Source organism: Mesorhizobium sp. M0678, assembly GCF_040320505.1.
In the GTDB taxonomy this organism is placed as follows: Bacteria; Pseudomonadota; Alphaproteobacteria; order Rhizobiales; family Rhizobiaceae; genus Mesorhizobium.
Genome location: NZ_JAMYPT010000029.1, coordinates 1 through 21,113, shown reverse-complemented (window position 1 = coordinate 21,113; position 21,113 = coordinate 1). Strand labels below are relative to the sequence as shown.

The following is a 21,113-nucleotide window of genomic DNA, read 5'->3' as shown; positions in this document are numbered from 1 at the left end:
CGGGCGCTGGTCTGGCAAGTGGGCTTTCCGTTTGCCAATGCGTTCGTTCCCGGCCCTCACGGGGCGGCGAGTCCCTGCCGTGAGCGCCTCACCCGCGAGGCTACATGGCGGCCGTGGAGATTACCTCAGCAGCGGCGCCCGATCGGAAACCTTAGCACCTCAGCGCTTTGGCGTGGCTGCTTGAACTCTTCGACGGCAACCGCCTCAATTAGCAGGTCCAAGGCTTCGCGGCCCCTTTGACTCATCGGGTCATCCCCACAAAGGTAGTCATACGCTCGATCTAAATGCACTCGGGCGGCGGAAAAATCGCTTGTCATATCATAGAACCCTCTCTACCCGCCCGCATTGCCGTCTACGAGGTGAAGGTAGTGCAATCGTCAATATATACAGACAAATTTGAATTAAATCGGAGATGATCATGGAGGCCGAGTTCCCTGACCTAATGCCGCCATCGAGCCCGCCGACGACCACTCGCTGGCGCTCGGTCGGTTCATAAGTGCCGAGCACCCCGTCCCGAGACCACCTCTGACCTCCCTCCTTCGATGCTAGACGCGTGGAAGACATGGCTGCGCCGCCACTGCGAGAAAGGCGTGTCCCATCGCGCGGCGGCTGCATAGTGGGCAGCCAGCGCCGGGAGCTAATCGGCAAAGCCGCGTGTGGCGATTTTGCATAGCGGGCGCAGGCGAATCGCCACGCCCGTCCAGCATGTCCGATGCCGCGTAGGCCGCCAGGATCCCTGAGCGGAGTGCATGCACGATCCCGCGTGATGACAGTGGATCGGCACAGAACAGGCAGTCGCCCGCCGCGACCCAGCGGTCACCGGCGGCGGGATCGATCGTTGCGGTTCCCGCCGCCTTGATCATGCTGGCGGTCTCGATTGCGTTGGGCGGCACGAGCGGCGCGATGGACTGCGTTGCGGCTAAAGCGCGGTACCAATGTCCGGCTTTGCGCAGTTCGCTGCCCAGATCCGGATCGGTGAGGCACGCGCAAGTCGGCGCTGTACCACCAGCCTTCGGGACGCGCCTCGACGACCATGCTGCAATCGCCCGGTGCGCGGTCGAAAAAGCGTGTGTAGGCGGCAAGATGTCCGTGCATGGTGAGCTTGGCGCCGAAACATCGCGCCAGCCTCCAACTGCGACCGGTCGCCCAAAACCACGGCGCGGGCAACGATAGCTTCATCGGCCAGCTTGAGCAGCCAGCCTTGATCGTCGCGCACTGCCGAACCCACGGCCGAGCCAAACCGCGTGTCCACACCTGCCGCCTTGGCCGCCTGCACCATCAGCCGGTCGAATCGCGTCCGGTCGAGCTGCCAGCCGGCACCTTGAGCGGAAAACATGCCGTGCCGCTCGCTGGGAACTTCATTGGCCCACACCGAAACAAGCGCACGATTTTCAACGAAGCCGGCCTCGGCGAACGGCGTCCAGACACCAAGCTGACGCAGCAGCCCATTCGCTACTGCCGGCAGCACCTCTCCCGGCTTTGGCCGATCATGCCTTCCTGCTTCCAGCAACAGCACGCTCCGCGCGGGTGCATCGTTGCCAACGCCAGTCCGGATGTGGTCGCCGCCGAACGTGATCGTCTCAGCGAGCTGGCGGGACAAAATGCCAACCTCAAGATAACGTTGGCCCGAATCAGCGAGGCGGACTGAGGAAGACTTTAAATTCAAAAGGTGACACGCGGCAATAGTCGCGTGCCGCTGTAGCCCCAGGCTCCGCTTCACCGTGGGGACCGATCGGTCGCACTCTCAGCCTGGGGTTCTTCTCTGCCACCCATCATCGAATTTTGGTGGATTGTCCGTCTCCCGCACCGGTTTCAGCGCGATAGACAAGAATCGCGTTTTCTGTGCCGGCCGGGCTTCAATGACGGGGATGGCGAAAAGCTGAGTGCTCGGGCTTGCGGGCCGAGCTTGTCGGTCGCTCGATGGAAAGCGTCATCTGAGGCGCTTCCTCTCCCGCGTGCAACTGGAAGACACGCTCGTCCAGTTCCTTGTCCACTTCCGTCAGACGATGATTGAGGCGAAGGTAGTCCGTCCAGGTCGGCGTGCGGAACGTTTCCGTCCAATGCATAGGCTTCTGCAAGTTCCGCTGGAGCGTCCAATTCCGAGCACCGACCCGGCTGTGTACATGACGCCGCTGCCGCATGAGGTCGAGGAAAGCCTCGAGATTTCTCTCGGCTATCAGATATTCGACCTTGACCACGATCGGGCCGCTTCTCGGCTTCAGATTGAGAGCGACAGCCGGGGCATCGAATTCCTCCAGAGGATCGGGCTCTGAGTCGCGGCGCTCGCGAAGAGGAAACAGAACGCCGGCTGCAGCGACGAACATCAGGGAGGCAGCGGAACCCTCCAGCGCCAGGGCCAGCGAATGGTTTTCGGCCACCGTGCCCCACACCCAGCTGCCGAGCGCGATGCCACCATCTATCAAAGCATAGTAGATCGAGATGGTGCGCCCCACGACCCAGCGCGGGCTTGCCAGCTGCACGCTCACACCGACCCCTGACCAGGCGGTGACCCAGCCCGCGCCGCCCAAAGCGAGTGCAATTGCCGCCACCCCGATCGAAGTTGTCAGTGCCAGGGAAAGTGAGCACGCCGCGCAGGCGACGCAGGAGAGCCTCATCAGCCGCTCCTGCGACAAGCTCCGTCTGAACAGGCTGTTGGAGAGGCCAGCGAAGACGGCTCCGGTCCCGAAGCCGGCCATGAGCGCGCCATAGGCGAGCGGGCCTCCTCCCAGCTGATCGCGGACAACCACCGGCAGCAGCGCGAGTATGGCGATGCTCGCCAAGCCAAAGAGGGTTCCGCGCGCGATCGCGGCCTTGATTTCCGATGACATCGCCGTGAAGCGCAGCCCGTCATAGATCGCCGTCCTCATCGACTCGCGTGGAAGAGGGGAAGAACGAACCTTCCACTTGCAGCGCCAAATAGTGGCCAAGGGTACGAAATAGGTGAGCGTGGTCACCGCGAATGCCGCCATAAGGCCAAACGAGGCAACTACAATGCCGCCGAGCGCCGGGCCCACAGTCCGGACGGTATTGAATCCAACAGAAAGCAGGGTGACGGCAGCGGGAACATCTCGTCGATCCACAATATCGCCAACCGACGCTTGCCAGGCCGGATCATTGAGAGCACCGCCGCTTGCGATCAAGAAGCTGAAGCCGAGGATCATCCACGGACTGACAAAGCCCAGCGCCACCGATGCGGTCAGCATCGCGGAGGCAGTCACCATAAGGCACCGACCGGCGAACATGACCCGGCGCCGGCTGAAATTGTCAGCGAGAGCCCCGGCGAAGACAGACAAGACGAAGGCGGGCAGGTTCGATGAAGCCTGAACCAACGCAACCATCAGATCGGAAGTCGAGATCGTTGCCATCAGCCAGCTGATGGCGACAGTCTGCATCAACCAGCCGAGGCTTGAAACCTGCGTGGCGAGCCAGATCGAGCGAAAGGTGGGCTGCAGAAGTGGCCCAAAGGTCGTTGGTGCAGCCAAATCTTCGTTTGATCCAGCCACCCTACTCATTTTGCGATCCTTTGCTTTCCGTTATTGTCGCTTCCCATGTAATCTAGGCTGAACCGTGGCGGCTGGAAGAATAGATGGACCCATTTGTCTCCGACGATGTGGCCACAGTTTCTCCTGACCAGTGGTCTGGCGGCCGGGACGCAGACATGGGCCGGCTCACTCGCCTTCGACGACATGTTGGTGAGCCGGAATTCACATGTCATTTGAGGCATCATGCTCGTTCGACGCGCTGCCGAGCGATTTTTCGCGAAACGTTACCCTGTTCTTTTGTTGGAAACTCACTCATCAGCGGCGTTCGATGCTGAGTGTGGCTTCCGAAAAGTGAGGACGCTTGCAGATCTTTGACAGGATCAGTTCCCTGATAGATGCACACGATTGCCAGGCCGCGATCGAAGACGCGCGCGCCCTGCTCCTTCAGTTCGGACAAAAGTCTGATGCGCTCACACATGCGATCGACGAGTTTCTGCTCGACCTGATGACATTGGCTTTCATCGTCGAATGTTACGGACGCGGCTTTGAACTTTTGGCGCGAACGCTTGCCCGTAGAAGGCTGGCGAAGGTCAGACTGTTGTCGGGAGGGGTCGGCCGGGCAGAACGGGTTCCAAAGCCTGATGGCTGAACCGGCGATCGAGCCGCGTTCCATTAACGACGTGGCGACCGCCAAAAAAAGGGCATCGGAAAACCGAGGCCCTTTAGGTGTAAAGTCAAAACCTTCAGAGGGGAACAGCTGATACCATGGAATGGGAGGAAACCATCGCGTGCATCAGCTGTAAGCTTAATGGCTAAAAGTTGTGCAATGCGCAAACACATTTTGTGCAATGCAGCTATGCAGTAACGCAAAGCCTCAAGTTGCAAGATCGATTTTGGAAATGTTTGCTGCTCGTACGGTGATGGGCGAGATCCTTAAGCGTATGTACGGCGGCATGATGGACGCTTGCAAGCAGCCAGACAAGATTATCGCGAAGCTAAAATAAGAGGTTCGATCCAATCGGCGATGCTCAATACCCGCGCCATTCTGGTTCAGCCGGGCGTTACATCGCCTCGCCAAGTTGAGGATGTATTGGTCGCGAGCAGCCGCGCGCCAATTTGGAACCCACGACCATATGCAACGATTGGGCACTGTCCGAAGAAGGCCGAGAACGGTTGAAAGTGCGCTAGATGGAGATATTCTGAATTGGAACGGGGGCCTGGTTCATCGCCAAAGCGAGACATGGATGAAAAGCAGATCGCGCCCAACGCCTGATCCAACCATTGCAACGGAAGTCCCCTGGTCGGAAAGCCTAACCGCATATGATGACAAGCATTTCGAGCTCTATTTGAAGCTCATGGACGCTTGCGCCGACAGTGCCAGCGAAGAGGAGATGGCGCTGGATGTACTGGGTATCGATCCGGTCAAAGAGCCAATCCGCGCCCGTAAGGCCCTTCGCAGTCACCTCAAACGGGTGCTCTGGTTTATGCATGAGGGCCATAAGGAACTGCTTCCAAGCCGGCCGCCTCAATAACTGCGGCGCCGAACAAGGTTGCCCGAGAGATCAGGTGGCGCCCTCGGGGGATGCGAGGACACTTGAAAGCCGCAATCGGGTTATCATCTCCATACTGCGTGTGTTCGGCTCCGCACGGCAAGTGCCCTTGAGTCGAGGAGGAATGCACATGAGAAGAAAGTTCATCTGGAAGCCTGCTGACCGATCCCTTGGGGCCCATAGTCGGGTCCCAAGTTGTTCCCGACGAGCGTTGCGAGGGGCGGATGCAGGACCAGCCGGAAATCGAGCCCGGGCGTGAAACGAAGTCAACAGGTGCGACGTTCGGCCTGCTGGGTGTGGCTGTGTTGGCCGTAGGCGCCTTCATCTGGACCGGCTTCGGCGAAGGCATCCAGCAGGGCAGGTCCAACGTCGTTCGGACTGTCATCGACAAGAGCATGCAGCGCCTTGGGCTCGGGCAAGCCCCCAACGCTCTTATAGAGGGCGAGTGGTATCTCTCGGTGTACTACGGTCCCGACTTTACGGATGTCACCCCCGTCGGCCTGGGGCACCCCCTTCAAGGTGACATTCACGTCGGCCCCGGATTTGTCTGGCACCTACGAGAACGTTGCAGGGAGCGGCTCGGTAAGCGGCTTTGAACGACCCGGTCAACTCGCAATGACCTACTCCGGAGCAGATGGGATGTCCCATGGAGTTGCCATTCTCCAAGACATTCAGACCCACCTTTCTTCCAACAACGTCGAGCATGATTACGTGGGAGCCGTTTTGGTCCACGCTTGCTATAAGGCGGACACCCAGCAGTGCGATGCCGCCAAATCACGCAATATAAATTCTGCAGGGCGATTTTGTCGAAAAACAGGGAACCCGACAAGGATCCTTCCCTCAAGGGTTACTCGACGAACCATGTTCGGCTTTTCAGAACGATCTGAAGCTGAAGCTTAGCCCGACGGCACAGCTTTAGGCACGAAGGCGCTCACCAGGGTCGCAGCTCAAAGAGAACGGCGCCCTTCGGCGGGGGCCGTCCGTTCCGCATCCCGCCTGACGGCGGCGCGTTGCTGATGCTCCTACGGCCGCCCTGTTGAGCCGGTCTCAGGGCCACGGTCTTTCTCCTGCACCGATCTGACTTGGTCCCGCTGGCGGGCATTTAGGTGCTTCCGTTTTGTACGCTCTTCTTTCTTGGGCCGCTTCGCGGCACGGCTGCGCCGACATGGATGTGCCTAGCGGCACCTCTCCTATGTAGCGGGAAGAGAGGCGCGCGGCCCTCTCTCCCCAGCAAGCCGCCGCGGGCGGGTTCCCCCATCTTCCTCCGCTTCGCTAGGTGCAGACCGGGGAGACCACTCCGCCCCCGGGACTTGCCCCCCCCTCGCTCCCCGCTACTCGCCGCGAGGCAGGGGTTCAGGGGACCTGAACCCATCAGGTCAATCCCTGAAATCAACACGAGCAAGTCCATGAATACCGCTGTTATCACTATCCCGCCCGCAGGTAGGGCCGAACTGGCCGCCAGCATCGAGGCCCATGGCCTCATCCATAACCTTTTGACCCGCAAGGCCCCGAAGGGAGCCAAGTTCGAAGTCGTCGCCGGAGGGCGGCGACTGGGGGCGTTGCGGTTGCTGCTGGACGAGGGCCGCACCGTACAGGGCGTGGCTGTGACCAAGGATTATCCGGTCAACCGCTGGCTTGAAGACATTACGGCAGTTGCCGGCCATTATGCGTTTCTCCCTGAAGTCGACCTGCCAGATTTACTCAACGGCTTAGGCTACCGAAGCCTGGGGATGAGGATCTGGAGGGCATTGCCCAAACAGCGCGAGAGCACTGGGGAATCGGATTGCGACCGACCCCAACGTAGTTGCTCTGCTGGAGCAGATCGGCGTCGTCGTGGCGAGCGAACCAATGGAAACCACACAGTTGGATGGGCTAAGCAGGTGGGGATCTGATCGTCGCCCACACGTACTTCTAGCCACCGACAAGCAGTCATTCGCGCGAAGACAATTTGATGCCGCGCACGAGTTGGCCCACCTCTTGCTGCACCGTGCAGTGTCCGAGGATGAGCTTGTCGAGAACTTCAAGCTGATCCAAGACCAAGCTCATCGGTTCGCTTCAGCGTTGCTTCTGCCGGCGAGTCAGTTCTCGGCTGAGGTCACTAGTGCCTCGCTTTGGGAGCTGGAGCGTCTGAAGGTTCGCTGGCGCGTGTCCATCAAGGCTCAGATCATGCGTCTCCAACGCCTCTGCATTGTCGATGCCGAGGGAGCGACCCGCCTTTATCGTAGCTACAGCGCCAAGGGCTACTCAGGATCCGAGCCCTACGATGACGTTTGGCCGCTGCAGCAACCTACGTTACTGGCTGATGTATTTCGGACCGTGGTGGATGACGGGGGCTGTCCAAGGAAGAGCTTCGGCACGATCTGCCGTTGTTCGCTCATGATGTTGAGAGCTTGGCTGCACTTCCTCCGGGCTGGCTCTCGCAAGAGCCTGCTCGCGTCGTGAAGCTGAAGCTCGTGGCGCCGACCCGCGGTGAGGGGCCGTCCGGCCAGCTCGGCGAGGTCATACCAATGTCGCGCCGACAATAAGCGACGTCCGCCAAGAAATATGCCGCAAGCGAAACAGCGGTGGTGTGCTTACATATGGGCAAGCTGCCGTTGAGATAACCGTCTGCCTGTGCCTAGGCTGCCCTATAGCCGACAGGGAAAATGCGCTGGTGTTTCTTCTTGTAGATGCAGTAAGTGAGCAGATCGTAGGTGTTTGAGAAGCTGTGCAACCAGAATACATGGGGTTCGCCGTTCGCATCATAAAAGATGCTTTCGCCTTCGCCTACTGGACCCCGTTTGCGGTTCGTTGCGTGATCGCAGATCGCGGAATAGGCAACTGTGGTGGTGATTCCGGGAAAGTGCTCAGCTAAAGCTATCGATCTTGGAAAATATGCCACATTGTCATTCCCCGCCTTCTCGCAAATATCTCTGTGATACGGATGCCGACTGACAACGCCGAAGGCAGGAAACTCCGGGTCGCGTTCACAAACCATTTGCCAAAGTGTTGTTGTAAGTGTGTTCCCATAGCGCTTGCGAAGCTGCTCGATACTCTTCCATTCCAATGAGCAGTCCAGCGCTTCCGGTCGAAACCTTCCTCCGAGAAACAAGAGATGGCGTCCGCCATAGTTAGCTTCTGCTTCCATTGCCTGATGGAATGTTGGGTTCAGCGTAGACTCGTTGTCGCCCAGAAGCAGGGAGCGATGCCAGGGTAGAAGGTCATGTGTAATTTCATGTGCGATGAGGAAGCGTCGCTTTAGCTCGGCTACCTCGTCATCGATGAAGATTCTTTTGTCGCCTTCCTTCAACATTAGGATACCACGAAGGCCATATTGCTGGACTACATCGACCATGCGCTTAGCCGTGCTGGTGATCTCGTTCCCAGCCATTCGCGCCCTGTGGGCGATCTCATCTAATAGGCTCAAGTTCGCCTTGCTATAATAGGTAAGGTCAAGCTTTTGCAGCGCGCGCACCTGCTCGAGCCTTAATGGGGGCTCTGGATTGCCGAGATCACGTAGCAAACGTGATATGTGCTCATGGATATCTCGGCGCTCAAAGTTCCCGATTATCGGCTCAATCGCAGACATGGTCATCCATTCTTCTTATCGATTGACGCCAGTACCTTAACGAAATCGTTGAGGTCGCGCCTTTCAGCCTGGCTTAGTTTCGATAGGTCGTCTGAACTCGCAGCAAAACGATGCACCGCTTCGGTGAGATTGTCATTCTGCGCGGACGCCGCCGCAGTCAGCAGTCCTACAGCACGTGCTGAAACCCCAATAAACTCGGCTAGCTGATGAACGGTACGCGGGCCTGGAACATAGTTGGGATCCTTCTCCACCTGCTCCAATTCCGCCGCATCAACACGAATTTTGGCAGCCAACTGCGCAATGCTTAAACCGTCCTTGCGTCGAAGCTGATGCACCAACTTAAACAACACAGCAGATTTCTGTTCGGGGGCAGCCGAATTAGGCTGCCCCGCAGTTGCTTGATGACGAGACTTCTCCTGCATAAGACGCTCAAGCGGAGCTGCGTCGCGGAGCGGGAGCCCCACGTCGCAATCGACATCCGGATCATGTTCGATATGGCTGCGCAGCCAATCGGCAGTGAAATGTAATTTCATGGTCGACTCCTCTTGTTAGTGTTGCACGGATAGGAAAGTCGCAGCATCCCTGCTGGAAAGCTCGAAGTATCTAAGTCCTTTATGTACTCCTTCGCTATCCGTTCCGAAATCCGTCATTCCGATCGCATCCCGGTAGAAAACTTCTGCGCCACGAAGTGAATGCAGACCAATTCGGCCACCAAATTCCTCTTCTAGGCTCAAGCTGACGGCCGTACCGATGAGCACACGGCCCGCGCCCTTGTAAGTCGGGTCAGCAACCAACTTTGGTCGGTTCCATGGAGCCGTCGCCAAAAACTCCACGTAGATCAGCGGCGCTCGCTGATGCTCGGGGTGGCGACTGAAGCAATCCTGACCGCCTTTGCGCGTCATCATGATGGCTTGGGTACTGCCACCACATTCAAGCACGAAGAAATCGAACAGGAAGGGGTCGTTCAGCGCAACCAGCGCCTTCTTGCCCCATTCCCAATGGGCGTCTTCAGCATTGACCTCTGCTAACGTCTGAAGGGAAGCCTTAGCCTCCCTCCGACGCAACTCAAAAAGAGGTCGCCAGCGTCCTTCGATATGCGCGAGATTCGTGCTGTCCAAGCCATGATACAGGTGTGCATCTTCGTACAGGCCTGTGGCACGATTTTTGAGAAAGACTCGATCGATCAGCCCTTTCATAGAACCATAAGCTCTACTTTTTCTGATTTATCCGCGCTTTCGACGAACACCTTTTCGCCCCGCGCCAGTCGATCATCGACTGATTTGTAGAGCCGCAGCGCTTGGCGAACGAGTGCGGTTTTAGACAACCCTTTTTCTTCACACATGGTTTCAAGGACGCTCATTTCTGCGTCCGACAAATTAAGCGTCATCGTACGCTTCACAGGCGCTTCTCCCTAACCAGCACTCTCCATGTAGCTATAAAGTCCATACCTGTCAATCAAAAAACAATCGTTAATTAGCCAATTAATAGCTAGACATTGGCTAAAAACTCCATATATGATTTGTGCAGAATGAGAAACAAGGAGGCTTCAATGCCTGACGTAACGAACTTTACATATAAGCTGGATGGTCGCGTGATCGCCACCAATGACGCCATAATCTCAGGTCGCGAGGTCCGCACCATCGGCGGGCTCAATCCAGCTAGCGGTTATATTCTCATCCAGATTGCGGACGGGTCGACGCGTTCGATCGGGCTTGAGGAGCCGACCGACCTGCGACAGATGCCGCAGCCTGAGTTCCTTTCATTCGAAGGTGATCGGACCTTCTCCCTCACCGTCAACGAGCGCGGCTGGGAATGGGGGGCGGCCAAACTCTCCGCAGCTGACATCTACCGTTACGCCAGCATCGATGAGGAACTCGAGCTAATCCTGGACAGCGCCGGCGACGCGGTCATTCCCGCTGATGGCGAGGTGACTCTGGGCGGACAGGGAGTCGAGCGCATCCGCAGCCGCGAAGCGAAGACGGTGGTCATCAAAGTCAACGGGCGACCGCGTACGGTGCCCAAGAAAAAGCTCAGCTATCGTGAGGTTGCACTTCTCGCCTACCCTGACGCCGACTTCGAGAAATTCAAGTACACGATAACTTACCTGAAAGGTGTACACGGCGCGGAAGGTGATCTGGTGGAGGGCGAAAAGATCGAAGTCAAGAATGGGATGGTCTTCAATGTCCGCCGATCTGATAAGTCGTGATCCACATCTGAAGCAACTGCTGGACGAGGGGTTTGAGCTTGAGATGCGCGACCTCGTCCTCCTCGTTCACAGCGTGCCCTATGTGAAGCGGGACATGTCGCTTGGTCGAGGCACACTTGTCTGCACTCTGTCGCTGGATACGGAAGGCCTGACCTCGACTCCACTGACGGACCACACCATGTGGTTCGCCGGCGAGACGCCTTGCCATCGCGATGGCACGCCAATGACAAATATCATCCATAATAGTCAGGAAGCGACTGTGGGGTCGGACATCAAGGTCCACCATTATTTCTCGTCGAAGCCAGAAGGCACCGGCCAGTATGCCAACATTTACGACAAGGTTGTCACCTATGAGTCTCACCTCGGTGCTGCTGCGCGGTCTCACGACAAGACCGCCAACGCGCGTACAGGCGTCACGTTGGCCAGTGCGGAGGACGATAGTCCCTTCGCGATTCCCGATTCTGCGTCAGTCCGCTACGGAATCCTCGCCGCCAACCGCAAACTCAGGGGCAGCATCGCGATCATCGGCCTCGGCGGAACCGGTGCCTATCTGCTCGACCTCGCCGCCAAGACCCGTGTTGCCGAGATCCACATCTACGATGACGACCAGCTTCTCAACCACAATCTTTTCCGTTCGCCTGGTGCTCCCGAACTGGTGCTAGCGAAGAATTTCCCCCGCAAGGTAGATTATTACGCTGCGCTCTACGCGCGCATGCACAAGGGCGTGAAGCCGCACACCACTCGAGTGACGGCTGACAACATTGACGAATTTTCAGCCTATGACTTCGTATTTGTCTGCGTTGATAAGGGATCGTCGCGGCGCGTGATTGCCGAAGGGCTGGTTCGCCTGGGCATTGCATTCGTCGACACTGGCATAGGTATAGGGCTGGACGACAACACGCTCGACGGTTGCGCAAGGGCAACGTTTATTGCCCCTGGCATGCCGTGGGCGGAAGTGGCTACCCATCTGTCGTTCGGTGACGACGACGAAGAGGCCGATGTGTACGGAACCGAAATCCAGATCGCCGAACTCAATTCTTTGAACGCGATTATGGCGGTCATGCGCTGGAAACGCTGGCTGACCTTCTATCGTGATGAGCGCAACGAAAGGAACGCGACATACATGATCGAGGGCAACAATATCACAAACCGGGTGACATGATGGCTCGGGTGGATTGTCTTACAACGGTCTTCGTCGAAGACATTCCGGAACAACTGGAAGACGGTGTCCTTTACGTGTCGCGCGAATGCCACGTCGCGCTGCATAATTGCGCGTGTGGGTGCGGCGAGGAGGTTTCAACACCGCTCGTTCCGACTGAATATGACCTCATTATGGAAGACGAGGGAGCCTCGATATGGCCGTCGATCGGCAATCACGACTTCCCTTGTGGCTCGCACTACATCATTAAAAGCGGCCGCATCCAATGGGCCGGCAAGATGTCTCGCGCGCAGATCGAAGCGGGCCGCGTCCATGACCGTCTGCTCAAGCGCGGCGCCCAGCCGAAGGGGCTCAGGGCCATCGTCGCATGGTTCAAGCGCCTGTGGATCAAGTTCATTGGCTAATCAACGTTTGCCATGGGGTCGGCCGCAATTTGCGGTCGGGCTGGCGCCGACACGGCTGTCCTCCGATTGGCTCCAAGTAGGTCTAGGAAGCCGGTAGTCGTTGATGTTGCAAATCTGAATGAAGGGCAGGTTTCAGGGAAACGGTTACCTGGCGGCGTTGTCCAAATGAGGCGCGAAGCCCGATCTTTCATCCAGGAGCACCCGGACAACGCCGAAACTCGCTCGTCAGGGCCGGAGATCGCTTCGTTTTCTGTGAAGTCGGTCGATTAGGGATTCATTTTGGTCGGTACCCATCCAATTCTGAATGAACCGAATTTGGCGGTCTGACCGGCCGAACAGATAGCTGTCTGCTGACCCAACGACGTGTTCGTTTATTGGCCTAATGCCAAACCCAGACGCTGCCGCGCGCGGGATCATGTCTGTACCGCAATGCGGGCAAGAGCCCCCGAAACCCGCTTGCGGGCGGAATCTTCGCCCATCGACCAATGCGTTACGCATGGCACCTTTCCCGGCAATGCAGATATGTGGCAGAATTTATGGCCGGGAGCGGGAGCGAAGATATATGCGAGGGTAAAACCTTGGCGTGCTTATCGTTGGGCGCGATCACTGAGAATGGCCTTTTCAAACCAATCAGGAACCTGTTGCTGCCACCTACGGCATTGCCGGGACGTCGCGCCAGAACGCGACAATCGCGTCTGAGAACGTCTGGAACTGGTCATCGCTCACCTTGAGGTGCGTGTGGTTCAGCAGTTTCTCTGACCACGGCGGCCGAGTGCCTTTGAGCGGATCGTCTAGATACTCGGAGCAGGTTTTCTTCAGGTCATCCAGCGATTTTCCGGCGCCGTGCTTGTAGACGTTGACCACCAACCGGCACGCATCGAGCGTCTTGAAGTAGTCCGTGCTTCGGACTTTCCAGCCGAAACTTTCCAGGAGGTCTGCAATCTTGGCGAAATCCGCTGACCAGACCTTCGCAGCTGCCGTATCCCCTCGATGCCAGTGTCGTAATTCGCGGACCAGCCAGTCCCGCAGCTGTTTGTCCCACTCGTGGAACATCCCTGCGGTGACACTCAACCGGGTTTGGTCGCGTATGCCGCTCAGGAGCTGGTAGAACTCAACGCCGGCGTCGCGAGCAGCCTCGTAGAAATCCCCGGAATCGTCTCAAACCGGCCTTTGCTTTGCTCCAGCACTGCGGGGCCAGATCCGGCGGCCCCCGCCGCGCTGAAATGCCGGCCTCACACTCGCCAGGAGGCACAAGTGCATCCCCATGCCTGACTGGCAGTGCGCTTCGCCGCAGGAAGAGTCCCGTTACTTTCCCGGCCTGGCAGGGCAGCTTGTCTCGGCGCCGCTGAATTCCGATCTGCAAAGCGGCCTCATCCCGTCACGCCCTGTGAAAAAAGGGCAGGAGGGCTACGGCTTCCATTTCAGCGTCAGCCGCTGAACGCTTGAGCCGGCTCTACGGCTATTCGGCTGGGGTTTTCCGAAGCTTTTCTAACACAAAGAGCTTGCCCTGGCGCACGGCGTACTCGATTGATTGCGCCTTCGCCAGATGTGCCGCAATCGAGCTGGCCAGCATGCAGCCCGTCCCGCGCATCGATGCGGCAAGACGCGGCGTGTCAAAGCGGACTGGTTCGTGATCGGGGCGCAACAGAATATCGGTTGATTGCGGTCCCGATGCATGGCCGCCCTTGATCAGCAGAGCCCGCGCGCCGGCTGCCAGCAATTCTTGGCCTTGCCACACTACGCCGTCCTCATCCACTGCCCGCTCCGAGCCAACAAGGAGTGCCGGCTCGAAGAGATTGGGGGTGACCAGACGGCAAAATGGCATCAGATCGCATTTCAGGGCGGCGATGGCGCCGGCTTCCAGGAGCGCCCGGCCTGACGTCGACGCCAGCACCGGGTCGAGCACTGCCGGCACCTGCGGATTTTCGCGCAGCACTCCGGCAACCGCAATGACGATCTCCACCGTGGCGAGCATCCCGATCTTGATGGCCGCCACTTTGTTGGCCTGCAACCCCGCACGCATCTGACCGGCCACCAGACCGGGTTGCATAGAGTGGATTTCCATGACCGCATGGTGCGTCTGCACCGTTAGCGCTGTGACGGCCAGGCAGGTGCGCACGCCAATGGAAGAGATCGTCTCGATATCGCGTGCAATTCCAGCCCCACCGCTGGAGTCTGATCCGCCGACCACGAGCACATGCGGTTCTCGCCTCAGCGCCATGGCTTTGTCTTTTCGATCCATTCTCGCGTGCGCGCTTCGGGATCGGCATTCAACGTGATGTCGGTCACCACTGCCGCGCTGTCCGCACCAGCCGCGAAGACACCGTCGAGCCGGTCAGGGGTGAGGCCGCCTATGGCGACCAATGGGATCGGCGCCACCCGATGCTTCCACTCGCTGATCTGCTCGAGCCCTTGCGGCGCCCACTTCATCTGCTTCAGGATGGTGGGATAGATGGGGCCGAGCGCGATATAGTCGGGCTCGGCAGCGATGGCCGTTTCCAGTTCTAGATGATCGTGCGTGGAAAGCCCGAGCTTCAATCCGGCGTACTTGATCGCCAGCAGGTCGGCCGCAGCCAAATCCTCTTGGCCGAGATGGACGAAGTCGCAGCCTTCCTCGATTGCCGTGCGCCAATAGTCGTTGACGATCAGTTGGCAACCATGGACCGCGCAGACGCCGTTCGCGCGGCGGATTTCCGTCCGCAGCGTGGCCTCGTCCCTATCCTTGATGCGCAGCTGCACCAGCTTGACGCCGAGCGGCACCAGCCGTTCGATCCAGGCAGCGCTGTCGACGATCAGGTAGAAGGGATCGAGCTTCATGAAAATACTGCCCTGCCGATGGTCGGTGTCGATGGCATTGCGACGTCGCGCGGTTCGAGCAGCCCGGAGCTGAAAGCTTCACGACCGGCCTCGACCGCCTTGCCGAACGCGCGCGCCATGCCGACCGGATCGGCCGCCCTGGCGACCGCCGTGTTCAGGAGCACGGCGTCAAAGCCGAGTTCCATGACAGTCGCCGCGTGCGACGGCCGTCCGAGCCCCGCATCCACAATCAGCGGAACGCCCGGGAAATGCCCGCGCATCGAGCGCAGCGCAGTGATGTTGATGGGTCCGAGGGCGGAACCGATCGGCGCGCACCACGGCATCAAGACCTTGCAGCCCGCGTCCAGCAGCCGCTCGGCAACGACAAGATCGTCGGTAGTATAGGGGAATACAGCAAAACCGTCCTCGCACAGGATGCGGGCGGCTTCGACCAGACCGAACACATCCGGCTGCAGGGTGTCGTGGTTGCCGATCACTTCGAGCTTGACCCAGCTCGTACCGAAGACTTCGCGCGCCATCTTCGCGGTCGTGACCGCTTCCTTGACGGAGTGGCAGCCAGCAGTGTTGGGCAGGATTCTGACGCCGAGCGAGCGGATCAACGACCAGAATTTTTCGCCGGCCCTGCCGCCTGCCATTTCACGGCGCAAGGAGACGGTCAGCACCGACGTGCCCGACGCCTTGACCGCATCGGAAAGGATAGCCGGCGAAGGATATTGAGCCGTGCCGAGAAGCAGGCGGGAGGGAAGCGTCGTCCCGAGAAGTTCGAACATGTTAGCCTCCCTGCATCGGCGAGAGGATTTCGATCCGGTCGCCGTCGTTCAATTGGAATTCCGCCCGGCTGGCTTTGTGCACGAGGTCGTTGTTGACGGCGGTCGCGAGCCAATCGCCCTCATAGTCAAGCGCGGCAAGCAGCTCGGCCAGCGTGGTGGCGGCAACCTCATGCACTTTGCCGTTGACCATCAGTTTCATGAGCAAGCTCCTTGGTTCCGTCTTGATTGAAAACCAGGTCGGCAGCCTGGCGCGCCATGGCGGGAGCTAGGAGAAAACCGTGACGATAGAGCCCGTTGATCGCGATGATCTCACCGTTCGTTTCGGCGCGCGGCAAATTGTCGGGAAAGGCTGGACGGACGCCAACACCGGTTTCAACGATCTCGGCCTCGCCAAAGGCCGGATGGAGGGCATAGGCGGTACCCAGCAGCTCCAACATGGAGCGCGCCGTAACCGGTCCGGCGGACTGGCTTTCAATCATCGTCGCACCAACCATGAAACGGTGGTCGGTGCGCGGCACTGCATAGAGTGGAAAGCGCGGATGCAGCAGCCTGACCGGGCGCGACAGCGAGGTATCAGGGGTGCGCAGGATGAGCATTTCGCCGCGAACGCCGCGCAACCTGTCATCGGCGGCTGCCATTCCCGTGCAATCGATCTGACGATCGAAACCAAAAACATGCTGGGCGTCGGCGCCGAAGTGGAATTCGACACCCATGGCCGCGAGCTTGTCATGAAGCGCTGCCATCGCCTGGCGCGGATCGAGATGGCCCTCATCGGGAAAGAGCAGTCCGCGGCGGAAGCGGCCGGCTAAGTCGGGCTCCAGCAAGGCAATTTCATCTTCCTCGACGCGCCGATAGCCCGACGTGCGGCTGGCGAACCGGTCGAGCTCGCCCGCATCGCGCGGCGCGGCCACGACCAGCGTTCCCCGTCGTGTTACCAAGCCGGGCGTTGCGGCGTCCCACCAGTCGGCGGCGTCGCATCCGAGATCCAGCACCGGCTGCTCGGCGCTTTCACGCTCGCACCATGGCGCCAACATGCCACCGGCGAACCACGACGCATTGCCCCCAAGGCCAGGCCTTGTCTCGGCAACGGAAACCGCCGCGCCGCGTGCGGCGAGCTCGAAGGCCGCGGTGAGGCCGGCAACGCCGGCCCCTTTGACCAGCACCTTCATGATGGCTCATGCGCCTGTGGCGAAAGCGGTGCGCCGGTCTCGTCCGCCGGCACGTAGAGATCGCCGCCCTCGCGGTATTTCGCCGCCATCGCCGCCATGCCCTCCTTCTGCGCTTCGGCGCGGATGTCGTGGGAAATTCGCATCGAGCAGAATTTCGGTCCGCACATCGAGCAGAAATGCGCCAGCTTGTGCGCCTCCTTGGGCAAGGTCTGGTCGTGGAAGGACCGTGCGGTTTCGGGGTCGAGCGACAGGTTGAACTGGTCCTCCCAGCGGAACTCGAAGCGCGCGCGGGAAAGGGCATCATCCCTGACTTTCGCCGCCGGATGACCCTTCGCCAGGTCGGCGGCATGGGCGGCGATCTTGTAGGTGATCACGCCAATCTTGACATCGTTGCGATCGGGAAGGCCGAGATGCTCCTTGGGCGTGACGTAGCAGAGCATGGCGGTGCCGAACCAACCGATCATCGCCGCGCCGATGCCGGAGGTGATGTGGTCATAGCCCGGCGCGATGTCGGTCGTCAGCGGGCCAAGCGTATAGAACGGCGCCTCGCCGCAAACGGCGAGTTGCTTGTCCATGTTCTGCTTGATCTTGTGCATCGGCACGTGGCCAGGCCCCTCGATCATCACCTGGCAATCCTTCGCCCAGGCGATCTTCGTCAGCTCGCCAAGCGTTTCCAGCTCGGCGAACTGCGCCGCATCGTTGGCATCGGCGATCGAGCCGGGACGAAGGCCGTCGCCGAGCGAGAAGGAGACGTCATAGGCGCGGCAGATGTCGCAGATCTCCGCGAAGTGCTCGTAGAGGAAGCTTTCCCGGTGATGGTGCAGGCACCATTTTGCCATGATCGAGCCGCCGCGCGAGACGATACCCGTGACCCGGTCAACGGTCAGTGGGATGTAATGCAGCCGCACGCCGGCATGGATGGTGAAATAGTCAACGCCCTGTTCGGCCTGTTCGATCAGCGTGTCGCGGTACACCTCCCAGGTCAGATCCTGGGCAATGCCGCCAACCTTCTCGAGCGCCTGGTAGAGCGGCACAGTGCCGATCGGCACCGGCGAGTTGCGGACGATCCAGTCGCGGATGTTGTGGATGTTGCGGCCGGTCGACAGGTCCATCACCGTATCGGCGCCCCAGCGGATCGCCCAGACCATCTTTTCGACCTCTTCAGCCATCGACGATGTGACGGCGGAGTTACCGATATTGGCGTTGATCTTGACCAGGAAATTGCGACCGATAATCATCGGTTCGCTCTCGGGATGATTAATGTTGGCGGGAATGATCGCGCGTCCGCGCGCCACCTCGTGGCGGACGAATTCGGGCGTGACGAAATCGGGCAGCATCGCGCCGAAAGCCTCGCCGTCGCGCTCAAGCTTGCCGTGCAGGATCTCGCGACCAAGGTTCTCGCGGATGGCGACGAACTCCATTTCGGGTGTGATGATGCCGGCGCGTGCATAGGCAAGCTGCGTCACCGCCTTGCCTGCTTTGGCTCTGAGCGGTCGGTGGCGGATGGGAAATTCTGGCGTCAGGCGTTCGCCCGTCGCGAATCCGTTGTCCTCCGGCCGGACGTGGCGGCCGTCTCCTCGACATCGCCGCGCGCCAAGATCCATTCGTGGCGAAGCCGGGCCAGGCCTTTTTGGATGCTGGTTTCGACAGCCGGATCGGTATAGGAGCCCGACGGGTCGTAGACGGTGACGGGCGGTTCGCCGGCTGTCGGATGGACGGAGATTTCGCGCATCGGCACCCTGATCTGCGGGTGGATGGCACCGGGCTTGTGGATCTTACGCGAAGCAGGCAGCGGTCCCGTTGAGACGGCTGGGGTGAGGGCATTCATCTTGAGGCTCCTTTGCTCATGCATTGGAGACCCAGTTCTGTGCCGGAAGGATGAAAAGACGCTTCTGTCGACCTGCCGAAACAGGACCTCGGGCGTGAACTCCCGCAAAGCGCTTGCACCGTCCCTACGCCAGTATGAACTGGATCAGGTTCAACGGGTCACTGCGCCGCGAAAGCCAGCAGTATCTCAGCCCCTTGCCGGGACTCCCCTGGTGAATGCCTCAAGTTGAACGGGCCGGGGTTGTCTTGTCAAGCGCATGTTCGTCCTGCGGCGGCGGTGGGCGGCAATCAAATTGGGCCCAAATTGGGCCGACGGCCTCGCCACGGGTCGCGGAGAAGTTCCGCGGGAGATAGGGCAGGTGTGGCCAAAGCTGCATTTGCCTCGTCAAACTTGATGTGACATTGACGTAGACGGCCTGCTGCGTTTCAAGGATCTTAAGCCGTCAATGCCTGATCGGAACAGAACTGGTGGGCCGCCCGAACGCCCCACAAACATCGTGCTCTCGATCACCTCCTATTGTCGCCGGAAAGGGGTGATCGACCAATCGATCAAGTCGACCGCTCGCTGAAGGGCGCCCTCGGTTTCAGCACGGCTGGGCGAAGTGGCAATGACATGTCCAATCCAGTCTCGGAAATCCCCCTTCCTGACGATCGGTGTCTTGGGTTCAACATTCAATTTCACCTCGGCCACACCTGATATAGCAGCTGCCTGAGTGTCGCCACCAATCCAGTCGAGGGTGCCATCTTGATCAGGAAGCAGGAATCGCGCGGCCGCAGTATGCGAATGCTTTTTGCGCAGATCCCATTCCTCGCCAATGACAAGCTTGATGTGCTCGGTTACGAGGTCGACACCGTAAGCTAACTGGACCAGTTGAGGGTCGGGCGCGCCACTAAGACGCGGATTGATTTCAATGACAACTGGACCGCGTTTCGTGCACCGGAGTTCAATGTTAGTTGGCCCCCAGCCAAGGCCGAGAGTCCGCAAACAGCTCAGCGAAACATCGGCGATGCGCTCACGCTCCTGATCAGTCAGCAGGGCCGGATAGGTCACCTCACGAATGACGAAATGGGGGAGGGGACCAAAGTCATTGGCGCAAATCGCAACGACCTCATTCCCCATAACATTAATGCTATAGAACGGGCCCTGTGCGAATTCTTCGACGAGTATTTTCGGTGTAGACCGCCATATGTGCTTTCCGCCCAATAGATAGGTCGTATGTTCGGCTACGTCTTCGAGGCTGCGGCACAATCGGACACCGATGCTGCCGCTGCCTACTGCCGGCTTAAGAATCACGGGCAGGCCGATCTCTGCAGCCGAGCTTTCTACCTCCGCCGCATTCGTTGCCAACCGATAGGCCGGTATTGGAACGCCGGCCTGCGCGAGGAGTTGGCGTTGCTTGAATTTGTCGCAGCTTCGTTCAATCGATTCAGGGTTCGGTCCCGGTAGATCGAATGCCGGCAAAGCTTGCCAACTGTCGCATAGATCGATTCATGGTCCCCGGCAAAGCCAGTAATGCCAGCAATGTCGTGGGTAGCACGCAGCCGCGAACATTCGCGGACCAACGCTTCGAGATTGCCAGTGTCGACACGGATTGCCTCAACGTTTTCCGCCGAAAGATAGTCGTACCGAGGTGGATCAGCCGTCAGAGTAATTGGATGAAGACCAAGACACTGAGCCGCTTGGACGTATAGCTGACCAGTTCCCCTATGGCCTTCGACCAATATGAGCGCTCTTCTTCTTACCATTGCTGTTAATCCCGATGTTGCGTGCTGGCGGCGGTCCGAGGGTACCGGCGTCACTTTTATGGCCGTGCCGGACCTCAGACTCGCGGCGCCGTACCATTGTCAACGACTGACGGTTGTAAAAATCTTGTAAATTGATTTGAAGGATCTGTTGCAGCGTTGTTGATTAGGGCGGCGTCGGAGGCTTGCTCCGTTCAAACCAGGTTAGCTGGGGTTGGTGTGTGATCCCGTGGGCCTGGGCGTGACCTACCCCTCGGGTAGGGCACGCCAAGCCACATCAAACTCGCAGCACAAGAACATGCGCTCTGGTCATACCGTACCCATCCGGTGAAGACCGCAGACGTGCGTATCCGGCGGCCAGGAGAACCTGAGCACCGGAGTGCTGGGGTCAAGCTTTCGATGGGGAGACGCGATGATA

22 protein-coding genes, 2 pseudogenes and 1 riboswitch are annotated in these 21,113 nt (G+C 59.3%); of the genes and pseudogenes, 8 read left to right on the top strand and 16 right to left on the bottom strand.

All coding sequences use genetic code 11. The features are described from left to right. Nucleotides 1-125: 125 nt before the first annotated feature. From NKI29_RS29835 to NKI29_RS29820, 4 genes are all read right to left on the bottom strand, one after another. Nucleotides 126-317, bottom strand: a complete 192-nt coding sequence (locus tag NKI29_RS29835; protein ID WP_023727257.1) for a hypothetical protein — start codon at nt 315-317, stop codon at nt 126-128. Between the two features lie 602 nt (nt 318-919). Continuing rightward, nucleotides 920-1,600, bottom strand: a complete 681-nt coding sequence (locus NKI29_RS29830; RefSeq protein ID WP_352798277.1) for an NAD(P)/FAD-dependent oxidoreductase — start codon at nt 1,598-1,600, stop codon at nt 920-922. A 256-nt stretch (nt 1,601-1,856) separates the two neighbouring features. Continuing rightward, complete coding sequence (locus tag NKI29_RS29825; RefSeq protein ID WP_352642956.1) at nt 1,857-3,512, bottom strand: MFS transporter; 1,656 nt, start codon at nt 3,510-3,512, stop codon at nt 1,857-1,859. A 211-nt stretch (nt 3,513-3,723) separates the two neighbouring features. Next, nucleotides 3,724-4,176, bottom strand: a complete 453-nt coding sequence (locus tag NKI29_RS29820) for a hypothetical protein (RefSeq protein ID WP_352624072.1) — start codon at nt 4,174-4,176, stop codon at nt 3,724-3,726. Between the two features lie 550 nt (nt 4,177-4,726). Here NKI29_RS29820 and NKI29_RS29815 point away from each other — a divergent pair. The 4 genes from NKI29_RS29815 to NKI29_RS29800 all read left to right on the top strand — a co-directional run bounded on the left by NKI29_RS29815 (nt 4,727) and on the right by NKI29_RS29800 (nt 7,474). Beyond that, on the top strand, nt 4,727-5,014 hold the full coding sequence (locus NKI29_RS29815) for a hypothetical protein (RefSeq protein WP_081726247.1): 288 nt from the start codon (nt 4,727-4,729) through the stop codon (nt 5,012-5,014). 242 nt (nt 5,015-5,256) lie between these two features. After that, nucleotides 5,257-5,628: a hypothetical protein gene (locus NKI29_RS29810; RefSeq protein WP_352624070.1), complete on the top strand. Its 372-nt coding sequence runs from the start codon at nt 5,257-5,259 to the stop codon at nt 5,626-5,628. A gap of 810 nt (nt 5,629-6,438) precedes the next feature. Continuing rightward, nucleotides 6,439-6,924 (top strand): ParB N-terminal domain-containing protein, encoded by a 486-nt coding sequence (locus NKI29_RS29805; RefSeq protein WP_352624068.1) that lies wholly within the window; start codon nt 6,439-6,441, stop codon nt 6,922-6,924. After that, nucleotides 6,881-7,474 (top strand): ImmA/IrrE family metallo-endopeptidase, encoded by a 594-nt coding sequence (locus NKI29_RS29800; protein WP_352624066.1) that lies wholly within the window; start codon nt 6,881-6,883, stop codon nt 7,472-7,474. Before NKI29_RS29805 ends, NKI29_RS29800 begins: the two co-directional genes overlap by 44 nt. Before the next feature lie 175 nt (nt 7,475-7,649). Here the strand turns inward: NKI29_RS29800 and NKI29_RS29795 are convergent, their stop codons facing one another. From NKI29_RS29795 to NKI29_RS29780, 4 genes are read right to left on the bottom strand one after another with little or no spacing between them, the layout of a single operon-like run. Next, nucleotides 7,650-8,606, bottom strand: coding sequence for an ImmA/IrrE family metallo-endopeptidase (locus tag NKI29_RS29795; RefSeq protein ID WP_352538818.1), 957 nt, complete (start codon nt 8,604-8,606; stop codon nt 7,650-7,652). Next, nucleotides 8,603-9,133: a helix-turn-helix domain-containing protein gene (locus NKI29_RS29790; protein WP_023830723.1), complete on the bottom strand. Its 531-nt coding sequence runs from the start codon at nt 9,131-9,133 to the stop codon at nt 8,603-8,605. The genes NKI29_RS29795 and NKI29_RS29790 overlap by 4 nt, the downstream gene beginning before the upstream one ends. A 15-nt stretch (nt 9,134-9,148) precedes the next feature. Further along, a complete protein-coding gene (locus tag NKI29_RS29785) occupies nt 9,149-9,796 on the bottom strand; it encodes a hypothetical protein (RefSeq protein WP_023697175.1) in 648 nt (215 codons plus the stop codon). Then, a complete protein-coding gene (locus tag NKI29_RS29780) occupies nt 9,793-9,999 on the bottom strand; it encodes a ribbon-helix-helix protein, CopG family (protein WP_010913797.1) in 207 nt (68 codons plus the stop codon). The genes NKI29_RS29785 and NKI29_RS29780 overlap by 4 nt, the downstream gene beginning before the upstream one ends. 150 nt (nt 10,000-10,149) lie before the next feature. Between NKI29_RS29780 and NKI29_RS29775 the strand changes: the two genes are divergently transcribed. The 3 genes from NKI29_RS29775 to NKI29_RS29765 are packed head-to-tail and all read left to right on the top strand — an operon-like array spanning nt 10,150 to nt 12,369. Next, entirely contained in the window at nt 10,150-10,806 is a 657-nt protein-coding gene (locus NKI29_RS29775) for a multiubiquitin domain-containing protein (RefSeq protein WP_032898264.1), read from the top strand. Next, complete coding sequence (locus tag NKI29_RS29770) at nt 10,781-11,968, top strand: ThiF family adenylyltransferase (protein WP_023697173.1); 1,188 nt, start codon at nt 10,781-10,783, stop codon at nt 11,966-11,968. Before NKI29_RS29775 ends, NKI29_RS29770 begins: the two co-directional genes overlap by 26 nt. After that, a complete protein-coding gene (locus NKI29_RS29765) occupies nt 11,965-12,369 on the top strand; it encodes a ubiquitination-like system serine protease family protein (RefSeq protein ID WP_023697172.1) in 405 nt (134 codons plus the stop codon). Before NKI29_RS29770 ends, NKI29_RS29765 begins: the two co-directional genes overlap by 4 nt. Before the next feature lie 651 nt (nt 12,370-13,020). Here NKI29_RS29765 and NKI29_RS29760 read toward each other — a convergent pair. Further along, nucleotides 13,021-13,440, bottom strand: a complete 420-nt coding sequence (locus tag NKI29_RS29760; RefSeq protein WP_352624061.1) for a hypothetical protein — start codon at nt 13,438-13,440, stop codon at nt 13,021-13,023. A gap of 193 nt (nt 13,441-13,633) precedes the next feature. Between NKI29_RS29760 and NKI29_RS29755 the strand changes: the two genes are divergently transcribed. Beyond that, nucleotides 13,634-13,807 carry a hypothetical protein gene (locus tag NKI29_RS29755; protein ID WP_023737084.1) on the top strand — a complete coding sequence of 58 codons (174 nt, stop codon included), beginning with the start codon at nt 13,634-13,636 and terminating at the stop codon, nt 13,805-13,807. A 21-nt stretch (nt 13,808-13,828) separates the two neighbouring features. Here the strand turns inward: NKI29_RS29755 and NKI29_RS29750 are convergent, their stop codons facing one another. From NKI29_RS29750 to NKI29_RS29720, 7 genes and pseudogenes are all read right to left on the bottom strand, one after another. Then, nucleotides 13,829-14,590, bottom strand: a complete 762-nt coding sequence (locus NKI29_RS29750) for a hydroxymethylpyrimidine/phosphomethylpyrimidine kinase (RefSeq protein WP_352798285.1) — start codon at nt 14,588-14,590, stop codon at nt 13,829-13,831. Continuing rightward, a complete protein-coding gene (locus tag NKI29_RS29745; RefSeq protein ID WP_352642954.1) occupies nt 14,581-15,186 on the bottom strand; it encodes a thiamine phosphate synthase in 606 nt (201 codons plus the stop codon). Before NKI29_RS29745 ends, NKI29_RS29750 begins: the two co-directional genes overlap by 10 nt. Continuing rightward, the gene (locus NKI29_RS29740) at nt 15,183-15,956 is read right to left on the bottom strand and encodes a thiazole synthase (protein ID WP_352798275.1); all 774 of its coding nucleotides are present in this window, start codon (nt 15,954-15,956) and stop codon (nt 15,183-15,185) included. Before NKI29_RS29740 ends, NKI29_RS29745 begins: the two co-directional genes overlap by 4 nt. Nucleotide 15,957: 1 nt before the next feature. After that, complete coding sequence (thiS, locus tag NKI29_RS29735) at nt 15,958-16,155, bottom strand: sulfur carrier protein ThiS (protein WP_023679205.1); 198 nt, start codon at nt 16,153-16,155, stop codon at nt 15,958-15,960. Beyond that, nucleotides 16,124-17,125 (bottom strand): glycine oxidase ThiO, encoded by a 1,002-nt coding sequence (thiO, locus tag NKI29_RS29730; protein ID WP_352643587.1) that lies wholly within the window; start codon nt 17,123-17,125, stop codon nt 16,124-16,126. Before thiO ends, thiS begins: the two co-directional genes overlap by 32 nt. Then, a pseudogene (gene thiC / locus NKI29_RS29725) lies at nt 17,122-18,953 on the bottom strand (phosphomethylpyrimidine synthase ThiC). Before thiC ends, thiO begins: the two are co-directional and overlap by 4 nt. Nucleotides 18,954-19,056: 103 nt before the next feature. Further along, nucleotides 19,057-19,173: riboswitch (TPP riboswitch) on the bottom strand. A gap of 293 nt (nt 19,174-19,466) precedes the next feature. Further along, nucleotides 19,467-20,698 (bottom strand): annotated as a pseudogene (locus tag NKI29_RS29720) (ATP-grasp domain-containing protein). Nucleotides 20,699-21,113: the final 415 nt, after the last annotated feature.